This is a genomic window from Herbaspirillum sp. 3R11 (assembly GCF_004563925.1).
Classification (GTDB): domain Bacteria; phylum Pseudomonadota; class Gammaproteobacteria; order Burkholderiales; family Burkholderiaceae_D; genus Herbaspirillum.
Window position 1 is genome coordinate 142,927 of record NZ_SPNJ01000006.1, and the last position, 14,939, is coordinate 157,865.

Genomic DNA, 14,939 nt, shown 5'->3' on the forward strand with positions numbered 1-14,939 from the left:
GGATGATTTTCAGGCGTTATAGCCGCCGTCGATGGTGAGCGCAGCGCCGGTGACGAAGCGACCTTCATCGCCGGCCAGGAAGGCCACCAGGCCGGCAATATCCTTGCCTTCGCCGTAATGCGGCAGCGCCATGAACGCCAGCGAGCCGGCCGCCTTGGGACCGGCGGCAGGATTCATGTCGGTGTCGGTCGGGCCCGGCTGCACCAGGTTGGCGGTGATGCCGCGTGCGCCGAGGTCGCGCGCCATGCCCTTGGTCAGGCCGACCAGCGCTGACTTGTTCATCGCGTAGAGCGTGATGGAGGGCTTCGGCACGCGTTCGGCCAGGTTGCTGCCGATGGTGATGATGCGTCCGCCTTGCTGCATGTGGCGCGCCGCCGCCTGCGAGGCGACGAACACCGCGCGCACGTTGACCGCGTTGCTCAGTTCGAAGTCCTCCAGCGAATAGTCCTCGAACGGTTTGGCGATGAAGATGCCGGCATTGTTGACCAGGATGTCGAGCCGGCCGAACTCGGCCGCCGTGCGTTCCACCGCACCGGTCACCGCTGCAGGATCACGGTTATCGGCGACCAGCGCCAGCGCACGCCGGCCGCCGTTGCGGATGTCTTCGGCCACGGCCAGCGCCTTGTCCACGGCGCTGGCGTAGGTGAAGGCGACATCGGCGCCGTCGCGCGCCAGGCGGCGTGCAATCGCTGCGCCGATGCCGCGGCTGCCGCCGGTCACGAGGGCGACTTTTCCTGAGAGATGCGTCATGGAGGTTCCTTTTTATAGTGATCGTTATAGAATAGTGAATCAGGCATAATATGCTTGTCAATGAATTTTGTAGTGATCGCTATGGAAAGGATGGGGAATGGCTGAGCGAGGACGTCCCCGCAGCTTCGATCGCACCGATGTCTTGCGGCGCGCGATGATGCTGTTTTGGAAACACGGATACGAAGGAACCTCGATGGCCGACCTGACGGCCGCGATGGGCATCACCGCGCCCAGCCTGTACGCCGCCTTCGGTTGCAAGGAAGCCTTGTTCCGCGAAGTGGTGGAGCACTACCAGGCCAACGAAGGACGCTTCACGACCGAGGCGCTGGAAGCCGACACCAGCGCGCGCGAAGCGATCGAGGCGATGCTCAACGGCGCTGCCGTCAGCCTCGGCGCCACCGGCGGTTGCCTGGTGGTGACTGCGGCCACCAAATGCGGTGCGGCCAACGAAACCGTCGATCACTACCTGCAGGAAAACCGCGTCGGCAAGAACGACGCCATCCGCCGCCGCCTCGAACGTGCGGTGCAAGAAGGCGAACTGCCGGCCGACGCGGACACGCGCGGCCTGGCTACCTTTTACGCCACGCTGCTGCAAGGCATGTCGATCCAGGCGCGCGACGGCACGTCGAAGAAATCGCTGAAGGCCGCCGTGACCGCCGCGATGTCGGCATGGCCGGCGCCCCCGGTGACCGCCACAGCGGCGCGCAAGCGCAGCGCAAGAGTGCCTGTCGCCTCATGAGGTGCGGGCATCGCGCGATGCTTACTTTGCATAGCGGCGCATGCGCACGTGTGCAAGAATGTTCCTGTCGCATTCCTCACAACGCATTCCCTACAACATTTGAATTCCATCACAAGACCAAGCCATGAACGACCCCATCGTGTATCTCAACGGCGACATGACGCCGCTCTCCGAAGCCCGCATCCCCGTGCTGGATCGCGGCTTCATTTTCGGCGACGGCGTCTATGAAGTGATCCCGATGTACAGCCGCAAGCCATTCCGCGGTACGCATCACATCGCGCGCCTGTTCCGCAGCCTTGGTACCATCGGTATTACCAATCCGCATAACGAAACCGAATGGCTGGCGTTGATCGACCGCGTGGTGCAGGCCAACGATCTCAACGATCAGATCGTCTACATTCAGGTCACGCGCGGCGTCGCCAAGCGCGGCCACGCGTTTCCCAAGGATCCGGTCACGCCGACGGTGTTCATGATGACCAGCCCGCTGGCAGTGCCGTCGGCCGAGGTGCGCGCCAAGGGTGTGGCCTGCGTCACGCTGGAAGACAAGCGCTGGCTCAATTGCCAGATCAAGTCCACTTCGCTGCTGGGCAATGTGCTGGCGGCGCAATATGCGGCCGAGCACGAAGTCACCGAAGCGATCCAGTTCCGCGACGAGTTCCTCAGCGAAGCCTCGTCGTCCAACGTCTGGATCGTCAAGGACGGCAAGCTGTCCGCGCCGCCCAAGGACAACCTGATCCTCGAAGGCATCCGCTACGGCCTCATCGAAGAGCTGTGCAAGTCGCAGGGCATCGTGTTCGAAGCGCGCCGCATCACGCGCGAAGAAGTCTTCGGCGCCGATGAAGTACTGCTGTCGTCGGCCACCAAGGAAGTGCTGCCGGTGGTGAGCATCGATGACCAGCGCGTCGGCGACGGCAAGCCGGGCCCGGTGTTCGCCAAGCTGTACGCGGCCTACCAGGCGGCCAAGGCGGCGCTCTGAACGTGAGCTGCTCCTGAGCAAACGCATGTCTTGTCACGCGGCAAGACATGCGCAGGCGGGCGGCGAGTGGCGTAAAATACGCAGATCGCCACAGAAGTCTTCAAAACACTGCCATGTCATTACCTAACGACCCTGTTGATCCCGCCGCTGCTGCCGCCATTCCAGCCATGCCCGAGATCCCGCCGGAACAATCGCTGATTGAATATCCCAGCGATTTTCCCATCAAAGTCGTCGGCGTCATGCACGACGAACTCACCGACATGATCGTCAACATGGTGATCGAACATGATCCGACCTTCCACGTCGGCAAGGTCGAAACACGGCCTTCCACACAAGGTAAATACCTGTCGCTGACGGTCACCGTGCGCGCCACCAGCCGTGAGCAACTCGACAATCTGTATCGTGCGCTGTCGTCGCATGAGATGGTCAAGTTCGTGCTGTAAGCCAGAACTTTTCGCCCTGCACCGGGCGTTAAAAACGGACGTAAAAAAACCGGTTCGACCTCGCAAGAGGCGAACCGGTTTTTGTTTGTGGCAGAAGGTCGGGCGGAATGCCGCCGCGCGCTAGCGATTCAGCTTGAACACGCTGACCACCTGCGCCAGGCGTCCGGCCTGATCCTGCAGTGATTGCGCCGCCGCCGCCGCTTGCTCCACCAGCGCCGCGTTCTGTTGCGTGGTCTCGTCCATCTGCGTGATGGCCTGACCGACCTGGTTGATGCCGGCGCTCTGTTCCTGGCTGGCCGAGCTGATTTCTCCGACGATGTCGGTCACGCGCTTGACGCTGGCGACCACCTCGTTCATGGTTTCTCCGGCCTGCTGCACCAGCTTGCTGCCGACATCGACCTTGGACACCGAGTCGTCGATCAGCGTCTTGATTTCCTTCGCCGCTGCCGACGAGCGTTGCGCAAGGCTGCGCACTTCACTTGCCACCACCGCGAAGCCGCGGCCCTGTTCACCGGCGCGCGCAGCTTCCACTGCCGCATTCAGTGCGAGGATGTTGGTCTGGAATGCGATGCCGTCAATCACGCTGATGATGTCGACGATCTTGCGCGAAGATTCGTTGATCGAACCCATCGTGTCGACCACTTGGCTGACGACTGCACCGCCCTGGATCGCGACTTCGGATGCAGACACCGCGAGTTGATTCGCCTGGCGTGCATTGTCGGCATTCTGCTTCACGGTCGAGGTCAGCTCTTCCATCGCCGACGCGGTTTCTTCCAGCGAGCCGGCCTGCTGTTCGGTGCGGCCCGACAGGTCGAGATTGCCGCTGGCGATTTCGCTTGACGCCGTGCTGATGGTGTCGGTGCCGACGCGCACCTGGCTGACGATATTGAGCAGGTTGTCGTTCATGGTCTTGAGCGCGGTGAGCAGCTGGCCGGTTTCATCCTTGCCGCCGGCCACGATGTCCGAGCTCAGGTCGCCCGCCGCCACTGTTTCGGCGATGCTGACCGCCTGCGTGAGCGGACGCGTGATGCTGATCGTCAGCAGCCATGCCAGCGCACCGCCCAGCACCAGCTCGACGATGCCGAGGATGATCAGCATGTTGCGGCTGGACGAATAATAGTCGGCGACTGCTTCGGCCGAGGTGCTGATCTCCTGGCGCTGCATGTCGCGGAACTTGGCCACTGCGCCAGTGTAGGAGGCATACAAGGGCATGAATTTCTCGGTCGTCATCTTCTTGGCCTCGTCCAGATTGCCGGCCTTCTTGAGCTTGAAGATGTCGTTGCGCAGCGCCTGGTAGGTATCGCGCACCTTGTTGATTTCAGCCAGCTGTGCGACTTCCTGAGGCGCCGTGTTGATCTCTTCGATCTTCTTGCGCATCGGTGCGATGCGCGCCGACTCGGCGGCGATCTGCGCCGTGAAGTATTGCTGCGCATCGGGATCTTCAGTCTTGATCACGGCGAGTGTGCGGATGCCGCTCTCGCGGATCACCGCCAGCCATTCGACCGCGTTGCGTTCATTGGTGATTGAGTCGGTGGTGATCGACACCACGGCGGTATTGATCTGCTGCAGACGCCAGACGCTGATGCCCAGCATGACGACCATGAGCATGAGGATGACGACAAAACCGATGCCGAGGCGTACGCCGATTTTAAGATTTTTCATAAGAGACTCCGAGCGGAAACAGACAATAGGCAAAGCGATTTCAAAGCGAATGCAGATACCGGCCTGTAAGGCCGGCGGAAATTTTCAAGCGTGCAGGCAAGATCAGACGTCGCCTGCGCGGGGTGATGCGCACACGTTGCGGGTAGCAACTCCATGCAGCAATTTGGGGGAGGGGGTTTTCATCGGCAGCCGCGGTCGGCGGATGCCTGTCGGCAATTGTTTTATATCGTTCGCCGCTCCATACCTGAACGATAGGGCATGCGGCGTTTTCCAAGCAGTCGAACAGAGAGGTTTTCGGGGGGTATTTACGCGTTAGCGACCGGGCCAGCGCGCGCTCGCTTTGAACAGCGCGATTTCTTCCTGCAGCCAGGCGCGGAAATGCACCACCTGCGGCTTGCCCAGTGTTTCCGCATGGCACACAAAATAGTAGGCGCGCTCGCTTTTCCAAGCAATGTCGAACAGGCGCACCAGCTCGCCGGCGGCGATTTCCTGGGAGGCAATGGCATGCCGCGTCAACGCCACGCCGGCGCCGTCGACCGCCGCGCGCAAGGTCAGCGAGGAGTCCTGCGTCACCAGCCCGCCAGCCGGGTCGGGCAGGTCCAGCCCGGCCAGTTTGAACCACGGCAACCAGGATTCCTGCAGGCCGTCCATGCGCAACAGCACGCAGTCGCGCAGTTGCTGCGGCGACGAGGGCAGGCGGCCCTGGCGATAGTTGGGGCTGGCCACCGGGTAATAGAAATCCTCCATCATCAGTTCCGACTTCAGGCCGGGATAATTGCCCAGGCCGAAGCGCACGCCGACGTCGATGCCGTCGCGCGCGAGGTCGTTCAGATGGCTGCTCGATTGCAGGATCACTTCGATGTCCGGATAGCGGTCGATGAACTTCCACAGCCGCGGCGCCAGCCAGCGCGATGCAAACGAGGGCGGCGACGATACCACCAGCCTTTGCTGGTGGCCCTGTTGCTGCAGCATCTCGGCGGCGGTGGCGATTTCGGTCAGGGCATGGCGGATGGAGGCGGCGAAACGCTGGCCGGCTTCGGTGATGGCGATGCGTTTGCCGTTGCGAGTGAACAACGGCAGGCCGAGTTCTTCTTCCAGCGCGCGGATCTGGTGGCTGATCGCACCGGGCGTGACGTGGATCTCTTCAGCCGCGCGCGAAAAGCTGTCATGGCGCGCCGCCGCCTCGAAGGCGCGCAAGGCGGCGAGATTGGGCAATTTACGGAAGTCGGCCATGGTATGTGAATAAAACTAGCAAGACACGCCAATATATATCGTTTTGGTTCGCCTGTGGCGCTGACTAAAATGTCTTCACTGACCGCGCAACATGGCGATCAAGTCGGGACCATGAGCATGTTGCTCAAGCTTTTCCCGGCACAACCGAGAGAGGTCATCATGCAAAATATATTCACTAAGAGGAACATCCGGCTGCAAGCCGGCGACGTCATGTCGCTGCAGGTGACGCGCCCGGTGTGCCTGCAGGTCGGCAGCGGCCGCGTCTGGATCACGATCGAAGGCGGCCGCACCGATTACTGGCTGGCCGGCGGCCAGAGCCTGGACATTCCGGGCCATGGCCTGGTGGTGATCGAGTCGGTTAACACCGTCAGCAAGCTGCAGGTTGGCCTGTGCCGCCGCCATTGGCTGATGCGGCTGGCCGATGGAATGCGTGCGCTGGCCCGGCGCTTGCGCGATCGTCGCGCGGTAGCGGCCCGGGCGGCGCAAAATTGTGGGCAATCCTGAAGTTTCTTTGTGACAATTCTTCTTTGCGGCAATCCAGCCGCTGCCGCGCCGGGCGCAATCCGACGCAACCCGGCGATTTTCGTTACACTTGCGGGCATATGCATACCGCACCACAAGCTCCATCGACGCCGCAGATCATCCGGCGCGGCGTTGAAGACTACCAGGTCAGTTTCGACGCCATGCGCGCGTACACCGACAGCCGCACCGCAGACTCCCCCGACCAGCTCTGGATCGTCGAACACCCGCCGGTGTTCACGCTCGGCCTCGGCGCCGACATCGCCCACGTACTCAATCCGCATGCCATTCCCGTGGTCCAGACCGACCGTGGCGGCGAAGTCACTTACCACGGCCCCGGCCAGGTGGTGATTTACCTGCTCATGGACCTGCGCCGCAACCATCCCGGCGCGCGGCTGTTCGCGCGCGAATTCGTGCAAAAGATCGAACAGGCGGTGATCGACACGCTGGCGGCGTATAATCTCGCTGGTGAGCGCAAGCAGGGCGCGCCCGGCATCTACGTCAGCGCAGGGCCGTGGCAGGGCGCCAAGATTGCCGCGCTGGGCTTGAAAATCCGCGCCAGCGGTTGCACCTATCATGGCGTATCGCTCAACGTGGCGATGGACCTGACGCCGTTTTCCTGGATCAACCCCTGTGGCTACGAAGGCCTCGCCACCGTCGACATGCAGACACTGAATGTCGACGCGCCGCTGAGCGACGTGCAGACGCTGCTTGCCGACCAACTCGTTGCGCATTTTGCCTTACCGCCGTCCGCCTGAGACAGCCAAAGAAATCACTACTATGACTACCGAAATCACTTCCGCCGAGCCGACGCTGCGCAATCCCACCGACAAGCAAAAGGGCGCCGGCAAGACCGCCTGGATCCCGATCAAGATCATGCCGGCGGAAAAGCTCAAGAAGCCTGACTGGATTCGCGTCAAGGCCGGCTCGCCGACCACCCGCTTCTACGAAATCAAGGACATCCTGCGCGCCAACAACCTGGTGACGGTGTGCGAAGAAGCGTCCTGCCCCAACATCGGTGAATGCTTCGGCAAGGGCACCGCGACCTTCATGATCATGGGCGACAAGTGCACCCGCCGTTGCCCGTTCTGCGACGTCGGCCACGGCCGTCCCGATCCGCTCGACCCGAATGAACCGGAAAACCTGGCCAAGACCATCGCCCAGCTCAAGCTGAGCTACGTGGTCATCACCAGCGTCGACCGCGACGACCTGCGCGACGGCGGCGCCGGCCACTTCGCCGCCTGCATCCAGCGCGTGCGCGAACTGTCGCCGGAGACCCGCATCGAGATCCTGACCCCGGACTTCCGCGGCCGCATGGACCGCGCCCTGGAAATCCTCAAGATGGCGCCGCCGGACGTCATGAACCACAACCTCGAAACCGCCCCGCGCCTGTACAAGGAAGCGCGTCCCGGTTCCGACTACGAGTACTCGCTGAACCTGCTGAAGCGCTTCAAGGACCTGCACCCGAACACCCCGACCAAGTCCGGCATCATGGTCGGCCTTGGCGAGACCGACGAAGAAGTCCTGCAAGTCATGCGCGACATGCGCGCCCACAATGTCGACATGCTCACCATCGGCCAATACCTGATGCCGAGCGGCGACCACTTGCCGGTGCGCCGCTACGTGCATCCCGACACCTTCAAGATGTACGAAGAAGAAGCCTACAAGATGGGCTTCGTGCACGCCGCCGTCGGCGCCATGGTGCGCTCCAGCTACCATGCGGATCAACAGGCGCACGGCCTGGTTGGGTAAGCAGTTTTCGCCGGTAGCAGCGGCGTAAAAAAACGGCCTGGTTCTTCGATGAACCAGGCCGTTTTTTATTGCGCTTCATATCGCCATATTCAGCGTGCGCTCAGTGTGCTCAGTGAGAATTCCCATCCCACATCCACGCCCACAGCGGCGGCAGATGCAGCGGCTTGGTCCGATCCGTGACCGTGCGCGCCATGACCGCGCGCTGCAATGCCGCGCTGTCGTCGTAGAACGGCTTGGCGGCCACCCGCAGGCCGGTTTCTTGGGCGCTGTCGAGCAGGATCTGCATGTACTCCAGCATATGGCGCGAGGTGTAGCGGTTGAGATCGTGGAACGTGACTTCCACCGGGATTACGCCGTCCACGGTCGGCAGCTCGCCGTCGGCAATGCGTTCGCGCACCTCCGACAACTGCCGCACGATATTCGAGCGGCGGCGCAGGCTGAAGTTGTAGCCCCAGATCTTGCCGTCGTTCAGGCTGACGTCGGTCATCAGCACATGAAAGCCGTGTTGCTGATAGGCGGCGAAGGTGCGCTGATCGAAATTCCAGAACGGCGGACGCAAAAAAATCGGTGCTGCGCCGGTGATGGCGGCAATGTCGGCGCTGCCGTCGGTCAGCGATTGTTCCAGTTCTTTTGGGTTCAGATGCCGGTGATTGGTGTGCCCGGGGGTGCTGGTATGGAAGCCGAGGATATGTCCTTCGGCATGCTCGCGCCGCATGATCTCGCGACCGAGATCGCTGCCGCCTGCGCCGCTGGCGCGGGTCTGGACAAAGAACACCGCCTTGACGCCGGGCACGTGCGGATTGTTGGCGAGATCGTCAAGAATCGACAGCGTCGGATTGTAAAAGCCGGATGCGCTCGGCCCATCGTCGAAGGTCAGCAGGAAACGAATCGGCGCCTGCACGTTCAGACGCTGCTCGGTCAGCGGCGTCAGCACGATGGGCGGCGCAATGCAGCCGCTCAGGCCAAGCGCCAGGGTGACTGCCGATAAAGTGGAGAAGATGATTTTCAAGCTGCGGACCTGTCATGAACTGTCATGTATTGCAGTGTCGACAAATCCACGGAAGAGCCGCACAGAGGCGGGCCGATTATACCTGAGCGCGCGCCGCCAGATTAAAGCGACGCGACGGCCGGAAAACCTTTGCGCCTGGCCAGCCACGCCACCGCCAGCGTCGGCGCCAGCAATACCAGCAAGGCCCACGGAAACGATTCCACGCCAATGGTATCGAGCAGCACGCCGCCAACAATCCCGCCGCCGGCAATGGCCAGGTTCCACACTGTCACGATCATCGCCTGTGCGACGTCGGCTGCGTCGCCCGCATTCTTGGCCGACGCCGTCTGGAACAGCGTCGGCACACCGCCGTACGCCAGTCCCCACGCCGCCACGCCGGCATACACCATCGCCGGGTTGTGGCCCCACACGCCCAGTGTCGCTGCAGCGAGGGCAAACAGCACGATGCTGGCCAGCACCAGCGTGCGCAGCCGGCGATCAATCAGTGCGCCGGTGACCCAGATCGAGGCCAGCGCGCTCACGCCAAAAATCAGCAGGATCGCGCCGACCTTGTCCGCCATGCCGATCGGCGCCAGGAAGGGGGCGATGTAGGTGTACAGGATGTTGTGCGCCAGCACGAACGCCAGCGTCACGAACAATACAGAACGCACCCCGGGCAGCATGAACACGCCGGCGATCGACAAGCGGCTGTCGCTTTTCTGGCCGGGGAAATCCGGCACCTTGGCGATGGCCCAGACGATCAGGATCAGCGTCATCGCGCTCATGATGCCGAAGCTCAGACGCCAGCCCACGCTTGCGCCCAGAAAGGTCGCTGCGGGGATGCCCAGCGACAGTGCGATGGGAATGCCGGCCATCGTGACGGCGATGGCGCGACCCTGCAGATGCGCCGGCGCCATACGCGCCGCGTAGCCCGCGATCAGCGCCCACACCACGCCGGCGAACACGCCGGCGAAGAAGCGCGCCGCCAGTGTCAGCGGATAGCTGGTCGATACCGCGGTGACCGTGTTGACGATCACGAAGCCGACGATGGCCGTCATCAGCAAGGGTTTGCGCCGCCAGCTCTGCGTGGTTGCCGTGAGCGGAATCGCGGTGATCATCGAGCCGATCGCATACAGGGTCACGAGCTGGCCGATCAGGGATTCCGATACGCGCAGGTCGGCGCTCATCTGCGGCAGCAAACCGGCCGGCATGGCTTCGGTGAGGACGGTAATGAACGCCGCCATGGCCAGCGCCAGCAAGCCGGCCAACGGGAGTTTGTCGGCGGCAAGGTTTGCCGGGCGAGGCCGCGCAGAGGCTGGCGCAGTCGTGGTGCTGGAGCTGCTTGAAGAAGTCATATCGATGGTCCGGTGTGAAGCAACGGCAAACGCCATTGCATGAACAACCAAGATAAGGCTTTCGGCGACTGCGGACAATTGGGCTATAGTTCCAAACACATTGGATCAATATGTCCGCAATCGAAATCCAACCCTGTGCGCAAAGGAGCTCCATGGATAGCCTCAACTCGCTCAACGCGTTCGTCCAGGTCGCCGCGGCGCGCAGTTTCACCGGCGCCGGCCAGCAACTGGGCGTGTCGTCCTCGGCCGTCGGCAAGTCGATTGCGCGCCTGGAAGAACGACTCGGCGTGCGACTGTTCCACCGGTCCACGCGCTCGGTGACGCTGACGCCGGAAGGCGCGGCTTTCCTCGAACGCTGCCGCCGCATCTTCACCGAAGTCGAAGCGGCCGAGCAGGAATTCGCCCACAGCCTGGGCGCGCCGCGCGGCAAGCTGCGCGTGAGCATGCCCATCGTCGGCATGCTGATGATGCCGGCGCTGAGCGCCTTCATGCGCGCGCATCCGGAGATCGAACTGGAACTCGATTTCACCGACCGGCTGGTCGACGTCATCGCCGAAGGTTTCGACGCCGTGGTGCGTTCCGGTGATGTGGTCGATTCACGCCTGGTGGCGCGACCGCTGGGCAAGTTCAGGTTCCGGCTGGCGGCGTCGCCGGCCTATCTCAAGCGCGCAGGCGTGCCGCACACGCCTGCCGATCTGCTGCAGCACGCCTGCCTGCATCATCGTTTCGCCACCAACGGCAAACTGGAGCGATGGCCTTTACGCGCAGGCCGGGGCCGCAAGGACCTCACGCTGGACTTGCCGACCACCGCCGTGGTCAACACCATCGAGCCGTTGATCCACATGGCCGAGGCAGGGCTGGGCATCGCCTGCCTGCCGGATTTCTCCATCCGCGAGCAGGAGCGCAAGGGCACGCTGGTGAGCGTGCTCGACAGCTACATCCACCACTCGGGCACCTTCCGCATGCTGTGGCCATCAAGTCCCTATCTCTCGCCCAAGTTGCGCGCGTTCGTGGATTTCATGGCGGCGCATCTGTTCACGTAGTTTCAGATTTTATCAACGCGCTCAGTGCTGACCTGCGCCGCAGCAGGAAGTCACGCAGCGCCGCATCGTAATTGGACGGCGCCGCAGCGAGCACCGAGGGACGCACCCGCAACGCCGCACGCCACGCGCACACTTTCGGCGTCGCCGCCATGAAGCCGAAATCGGCGATGGCGTCGAACACGTCGAAGTAGCGGAACACCGGTCCGAACACCGCATCGACCATGCAGAATTCATCGCCTGCAAAATACGGGCCGTCGCCCAACACGGCTTCCAGTTGCAGGAATCTGTCGCGGATATCTTCAGCACGATGTCGCAAACCGATCTCATCCGGCGCAGCGTAAAAGCCGCCGATGGCGTTCAGCAACGACGAGCCGAATTCCATCCAGCCACGGTGGCGCGCACGCGATAACGCATGGCTCGGATGCAGCGACGGCGCCACGCTGTCCTCAAGATATTCGCAGATCGCGGCCGATTCGAAAATCGCCTCGCCGTCCACCAGCAACACCGGCGTCTTGCCCAGCGGCGACACCCGCAGAAACCAGTCGGGTTTGTCGGCCAGGTCGATGTCGATGCGCTCGAAGGGCAGGCTCTTCTCCTGCAGCACGATGGCGACGCGCTGCACGTAGGGACACAGGTGATGGCTGATCAACGTTAGCCGGGATGTCATGGTCTTTCCTTCGCGCTGATGGCGACCACGATGTTGAACGAATGACGGGACATGGAATACTCCTGATGAACGAAAAGACAGGGGTAATATAGGGCGACAGAAATGCAATGAAAATAGGCAGGAGCGCAGACCATGAATGCAAAGTTGCAATACAAACCGGCATACAAAATCAGTCAGCCGGATCTCGAAACCGTGCTTGCGCTGGTGCGCACGCAGACACTGGCGGCAGCCGGAGAACGGCTGGGCGTGGATGCGTCGACGGTGTTTCGCGCGGTGCAGCGCATGGAGAAGGGGCTCGGTATTCGTCTGTTCGAACGCTCGCGCAGCGGCTACCAACCCTCCGAACTGGCGCAGGAACTGGCGGTGCATGCGGAACAGATGGAAGCACAACTGGAGGCCGCACGCTCCGTGGTGCAGTTGCAGCCCGACCAGGTGTCCGGCGTCGTACGCATCAGCACCACCGACACCGTGCTGCACGGCCTGGTGGCGCCGGCGTTGAAGCTGCTGCGCGCCAGCCATCCGCTGCTGACTTACGACCTGTATGCCGGCAATGAACTGGCCAGCCTGACGCGGCGTGACACCGACATCGCCGTACGCGCCACGCGGCGACCGCCACAGCACCTGGTCGGCAAGCATGTGGGACCGATCCGCATGGCGCTGTATGCGGGGAAGAAAAGCGGGATCAAGGATGTTGACGCCGGCATTGCTGCAGGCAGTTGGATCGCGCCCGATGATGCGCTGCCGGAACACCCTTCGGTGATCTGGCGCAAGAAGCATTTCCCCAGGGTGGCGCCGGCTTATAGCGTCAACAGCATTCTCACGGTGGCGGAACTGACGGCGCAGGGACTCGGCATCGGTCTGCTGCCGGTGTTCCTGGCGGAGCGCCGCAACGACCTGGTTCAGCTGACTGAGACGATCGATGAATGCCAGACCGAGCTGTGGCTGCTCACCCATACCGAATCACGCCATCTGCGGCGTGTGTCGGCGGTGTTCAATCACCTGGCGGAGCAGGTCGCGCTGGCGTGAATTTCGTGGATCCAATTCGCGCGCGTCGCTCAGGTCGCCCAGCGTCTGCGGCAACGGCAACGGAACCAGCGATGCATCGGCCGCCCAAGAGGCGGCTTTTTTTCGTCGAGGCTTGATCTATACTCATCGGGCAAGGTGCTTACTCTCTCACTCACCGCATCGGAAAGCCGCTATGCCCGTCTCCTATCTGCGCAGTCTCGCCGGAAAAAATCGCACCCTGAAGGCCAACCGACATTTGGCCTTTGTACTGTCGGCGATTGCGGGCGCGATCAATGCCGGCGGTTTTCTGGTGGTCGGGCAATTCACCTCGCATATGTCCGGCATCCTGTCGATGATGGCCGAGGACGTGGCCATCGGCGCGATCGGGCTGCTGTTGGCGGGTGCGGCCAGCATGTCGTCTTTCATCGCCGGCGCAGCCTGTTCGGCAGTGCTGATCAACTGGGCGCGCAAGCGTCGCCTCGAAGCGGAATACGCCATGCCGCTGATCGCCGAAGCGCTGTTGTTGTTGTGCTTCGGCCTGCTGGGCGGCAACATCTCCGGCATCGAATGGCTGTTCGTGCCGGTCACGGTGCTGCTGCTGTGCTTCATCATGGGCTTGCAGAACGCCATGATCACCAAGCTCTCGCGCGCTGAAATCCGCACCACCCATGTCACCGGCATGGTCACCGACATCGGCATCGAACTGGGCAAGGCGCTGTACTGGAACAGCAGCCGCCATCCCGACATGCCGGTGCGCGCCGACGTCGCCAAGCTCAGGACATTGACCATGCTGGTAGGGTTGTTCTTCGCCGGCGGTGTGATCGGTGCGCTCGGCTTCAAGCACATCGGCTTCGTATTCACGCTGCCGCTCGCCGCGCTGTTGGTCTTTGTCGCACTGGTGCCGGTGCTGGATGACGTGCGGCGCGCGCTGCGCCGGCAACCATAACGGAGCGCCATAGAAAAAGCCTGTCTCCGTGCGGGCAGAGACAGGCTTTGCGCCAACCACGGCGCCTCCTCAAGTCAATTCAATTACAGATACTGCACTTCGATTGTGGCGGAGCCGTCGAGGTCGATGTTCTGCGTCAGCGGCAGGTTGTCGCCCTTGTCCAGCACGGCGGTCACACCGAGGTTGCCGGACATGGTCTTGTACGAACCCGGTGTGGTCGAGCCGGTGGTGGCGAACGCCTGGCGATTGGTGCCGTCACCATGGAAGCGACCGAAAGCCGACTTGGCCCAGGTGCCATTGTTGGCGGCATCGGCGACGATGTCAGGTGTCGCGCCGTCGGCTGTGAAGGAGCCGATGATGGAGCGCACGCTGTAGGCGCCGATGTTCTTGCCGCCTGCTGCGCCCAGACCGTAGGCATTCTTGTCGCTCAGGTTCGAGTTGATCGCGGTCATCAGGCCGGTGACCACAGTCGAGGCCTTGTTGTCGATGGCGCGGACGGCAACTTTGGTTGCTGCGTCGCAAGTGACGGTGAAGGCGATGGTCTTTTCAGGCAGTACATTGGCAGCTGTCTTTTTCAGGCCCGCGCCGGAGATGGTGCCGTAGTCGACCACGTTGGTGCCGGTGAAGGCCGGGGTACAGGCCGAAGGACGAATCACGCCTTTGACCTTCAGTTCGGCGGTGTCGGCGGCTTGCGCAGCGAAAGACACCAGCAGGGAAGCTGTCAGGGCGGAGAAGAGAGTGATTTGCTTGTTCATGATCGTTTCCTCAAAAAGTCAGAATGGGTTGAATTCGTTTTGCTTCAGCGCCTTCTGTTTGCTTAAGCAGTGAAGCCATTCTGACGATTTAAGGATCGGATTTATA

At 62.4% G+C, this 14,939-nt stretch carries 15 protein-coding genes and 1 pseudogene; 9 read left to right on the forward strand and 7 right to left on the reverse strand.

Annotated features, from left to right (window positions below):
* Positions 1-9: 9 nt before the first annotated feature.
* Entirely contained in the window at positions 10-750 is a 741-nt protein-coding gene (locus E4P32_RS22735) for a 3-oxoacyl-ACP reductase family protein (RefSeq protein WP_116436183.1), read from the reverse strand.
* Positions 751-847: 97 nt separating this feature from the next.
* On the opposite strand from E4P32_RS22735, the gene E4P32_RS22740 reads away from it, so the two are divergent.
* The 3 genes from E4P32_RS22740 (at position 848) to E4P32_RS22750 (ending at position 2,908) form a co-directional block, all read left to right on the forward strand.
* Positions 848-1,489 (forward strand): TetR/AcrR family transcriptional regulator, encoded by a 642-nt coding sequence (locus tag E4P32_RS22740; protein WP_116436184.1) that lies wholly within the window; start codon positions 848-850, stop codon positions 1,487-1,489.
* Between the two features lie 124 nt (positions 1,490-1,613).
* The gene (locus E4P32_RS22745; protein WP_116436185.1) at positions 1,614-2,465 is read left to right on the forward strand and encodes a D-amino acid aminotransferase; all 852 of its coding nucleotides are present in this window, start codon (positions 1,614-1,616) and stop codon (positions 2,463-2,465) included.
* Between the two features lie 167 nt (positions 2,466-2,632).
* Complete coding sequence (locus E4P32_RS22750; RefSeq protein ID WP_116436186.1) at positions 2,633-2,908, forward strand: DUF493 family protein; 276 nt, start codon at positions 2,633-2,635, stop codon at positions 2,906-2,908.
* A 120-nt stretch (positions 2,909-3,028) separates the two neighbouring features.
* Here the strand turns inward: E4P32_RS22750 and E4P32_RS22755 are convergent, their stop codons facing one another.
* Both E4P32_RS22755 and gcvA read right to left on the reverse strand, forming a co-directional pair.
* Entirely contained in the window at positions 3,029-4,570 is a 1,542-nt protein-coding gene (locus E4P32_RS22755) for a methyl-accepting chemotaxis protein (RefSeq protein WP_116436187.1), read from the reverse strand.
* A gap of 312 nt (positions 4,571-4,882) precedes the next feature.
* Entirely contained in the window at positions 4,883-5,803 is a 921-nt protein-coding gene (gcvA, locus tag E4P32_RS22760; protein WP_116436188.1) for a transcriptional regulator GcvA, read from the reverse strand.
* Between the two features lie 159 nt (positions 5,804-5,962).
* Here gcvA and E4P32_RS22765 point away from each other — a divergent pair, with 159 nt between their 5' ends.
* From E4P32_RS22765 to lipA, 3 genes are all read left to right on the forward strand, one after another.
* Positions 5,963-6,307 carry a DUF2917 domain-containing protein gene (locus E4P32_RS22765; RefSeq protein ID WP_116436377.1) on the forward strand — a complete coding sequence of 115 codons (345 nt, stop codon included), beginning with the start codon at positions 5,963-5,965 and terminating at the stop codon, positions 6,305-6,307.
* Positions 6,308-6,405: 98 nt separating this feature from the next.
* The gene (lipB, locus tag E4P32_RS22770; protein ID WP_116436189.1) at positions 6,406-7,080 is read left to right on the forward strand and encodes a lipoyl(octanoyl) transferase LipB; all 675 of its coding nucleotides are present in this window, start codon (positions 6,406-6,408) and stop codon (positions 7,078-7,080) included.
* A gap of 22 nt (positions 7,081-7,102) precedes the next feature.
* On the forward strand, positions 7,103-8,074 hold the full coding sequence (gene lipA, locus E4P32_RS22775) for a lipoyl synthase (RefSeq protein ID WP_116436190.1): 972 nt from the start codon (positions 7,103-7,105) through the stop codon (positions 8,072-8,074).
* A 109-nt stretch (positions 8,075-8,183) separates the two neighbouring features.
* Here the strand turns inward: lipA and E4P32_RS22780 are convergent, their stop codons facing one another.
* The gene (locus E4P32_RS22780; RefSeq protein WP_116436191.1) at positions 8,184-9,083 is read right to left on the reverse strand and encodes a polysaccharide deacetylase family protein; all 900 of its coding nucleotides are present in this window, start codon (positions 9,081-9,083) and stop codon (positions 8,184-8,186) included.
* Between the two features lie 101 nt (positions 9,084-9,184).
* Positions 9,185-10,306, reverse strand: coding sequence for an MFS transporter (locus E4P32_RS22785; protein WP_116436378.1), 1,122 nt, complete (start codon positions 10,304-10,306; stop codon positions 9,185-9,187).
* Positions 10,307-10,569: 263 nt separating this feature from the next.
* On the opposite strand from E4P32_RS22785, the gene E4P32_RS22790 reads away from it, so the two are divergent.
* Positions 10,570-11,460: a LysR family transcriptional regulator gene (locus E4P32_RS22790; protein ID WP_116436192.1), complete on the forward strand. Its 891-nt coding sequence runs from the start codon at positions 10,570-10,572 to the stop codon at positions 11,458-11,460.
* Here the strand turns inward: E4P32_RS22790 and E4P32_RS22795 are convergent.
* A complete protein-coding gene (locus E4P32_RS22795) occupies positions 11,453-12,127 on the reverse strand; it encodes a glutathione S-transferase family protein (RefSeq protein ID WP_116436193.1) in 675 nt (224 codons plus the stop codon). The two genes, E4P32_RS22790 and E4P32_RS22795, sit on opposite strands and share 8 nt — an antisense overlap.
* Positions 12,128-12,259: 132 nt before the next feature.
* On the opposite strand from E4P32_RS22795, the gene E4P32_RS22800 reads away from it, so the two are divergent.
* Both E4P32_RS22800 and E4P32_RS22805 read left to right on the forward strand, forming a co-directional pair.
* A complete protein-coding gene (locus tag E4P32_RS22800; RefSeq protein ID WP_116436194.1) occupies positions 12,260-13,153 on the forward strand; it encodes a LysR family transcriptional regulator in 894 nt (297 codons plus the stop codon).
* 172 nt (positions 13,154-13,325) lie between these two features.
* A pseudogene (locus E4P32_RS22805) lies at positions 13,326-14,072 on the forward strand (YoaK family protein); the annotation flags it as partial.
* 89 nt (positions 14,073-14,161) lie between these two features.
* Here the strand turns inward: E4P32_RS22805 and E4P32_RS22810 are convergent.
* Complete coding sequence (locus E4P32_RS22810; RefSeq protein WP_116436196.1) at positions 14,162-14,833, reverse strand: DUF1120 domain-containing protein; 672 nt, start codon at positions 14,831-14,833, stop codon at positions 14,162-14,164.
* Positions 14,834-14,939: the final 106 nt, after the last annotated feature.

Coding starts and splice junctions, on each gene's coding strand:
- E4P32_RS22785 (WP_116436378.1), bottom strand. CDS start 10,306: ATGGCGGCGTTCATTACCGTCCTCACCGAAGCCATGCCGGCCGGTTTG.
- E4P32_RS22800 (WP_116436194.1), top strand. CDS start 12,260: ATGAATGCAAAGTTGCAATACAAACCGGCATACAAAATCAGTCAGCCG.
- E4P32_RS22750 (WP_116436186.1), top strand. CDS start 2,633: ATGCCCGAGATCCCGCCGGAACAATCGCTGATTGAATATCCCAGCGAT.
- E4P32_RS22795 (WP_116436193.1), bottom strand. CDS start 12,127: ATGACATCCCGGCTAACGTTGATCAGCCATCACCTGTGTCCCTACGTG.
- E4P32_RS22810 (WP_116436196.1), bottom strand. CDS start 14,833: ATGAACAAGCAAATCACTCTCTTCTCCGCCCTGACAGCTTCCCTGCTG.
- lipA (WP_116436190.1), top strand. CDS start 7,103: ATGACTACCGAAATCACTTCCGCCGAGCCGACGCTGCGCAATCCCACC.
- lipB (WP_116436189.1), top strand. CDS start 6,406: ATGCATACCGCACCACAAGCTCCATCGACGCCGCAGATCATCCGGCGC.
- E4P32_RS22745 (WP_116436185.1), top strand. CDS start 1,614: ATGAACGACCCCATCGTGTATCTCAACGGCGACATGACGCCGCTCTCC.
- E4P32_RS22735 (WP_116436183.1), bottom strand. CDS start 750: ATGACGCATCTCTCAGGAAAAGTCGCCCTCGTGACCGGCGGCAGCCGC.
- gcvA (WP_116436188.1), bottom strand. CDS start 5,803: ATGGCCGACTTCCGTAAATTGCCCAATCTCGCCGCCTTGCGCGCCTTC.
- E4P32_RS22740 (WP_116436184.1), top strand. CDS start 848: ATGGCTGAGCGAGGACGTCCCCGCAGCTTCGATCGCACCGATGTCTTG.
- E4P32_RS22790 (WP_116436192.1), top strand. CDS start 10,570: ATGGATAGCCTCAACTCGCTCAACGCGTTCGTCCAGGTCGCCGCGGCG.
- E4P32_RS22755 (WP_116436187.1), bottom strand. CDS start 4,570: ATGAAAAATCTTAAAATCGGCGTACGCCTCGGCATCGGTTTTGTCGTC.
- E4P32_RS22765 (WP_116436377.1), top strand. CDS start 5,963: ATGCAAAATATATTCACTAAGAGGAACATCCGGCTGCAAGCCGGCGAC.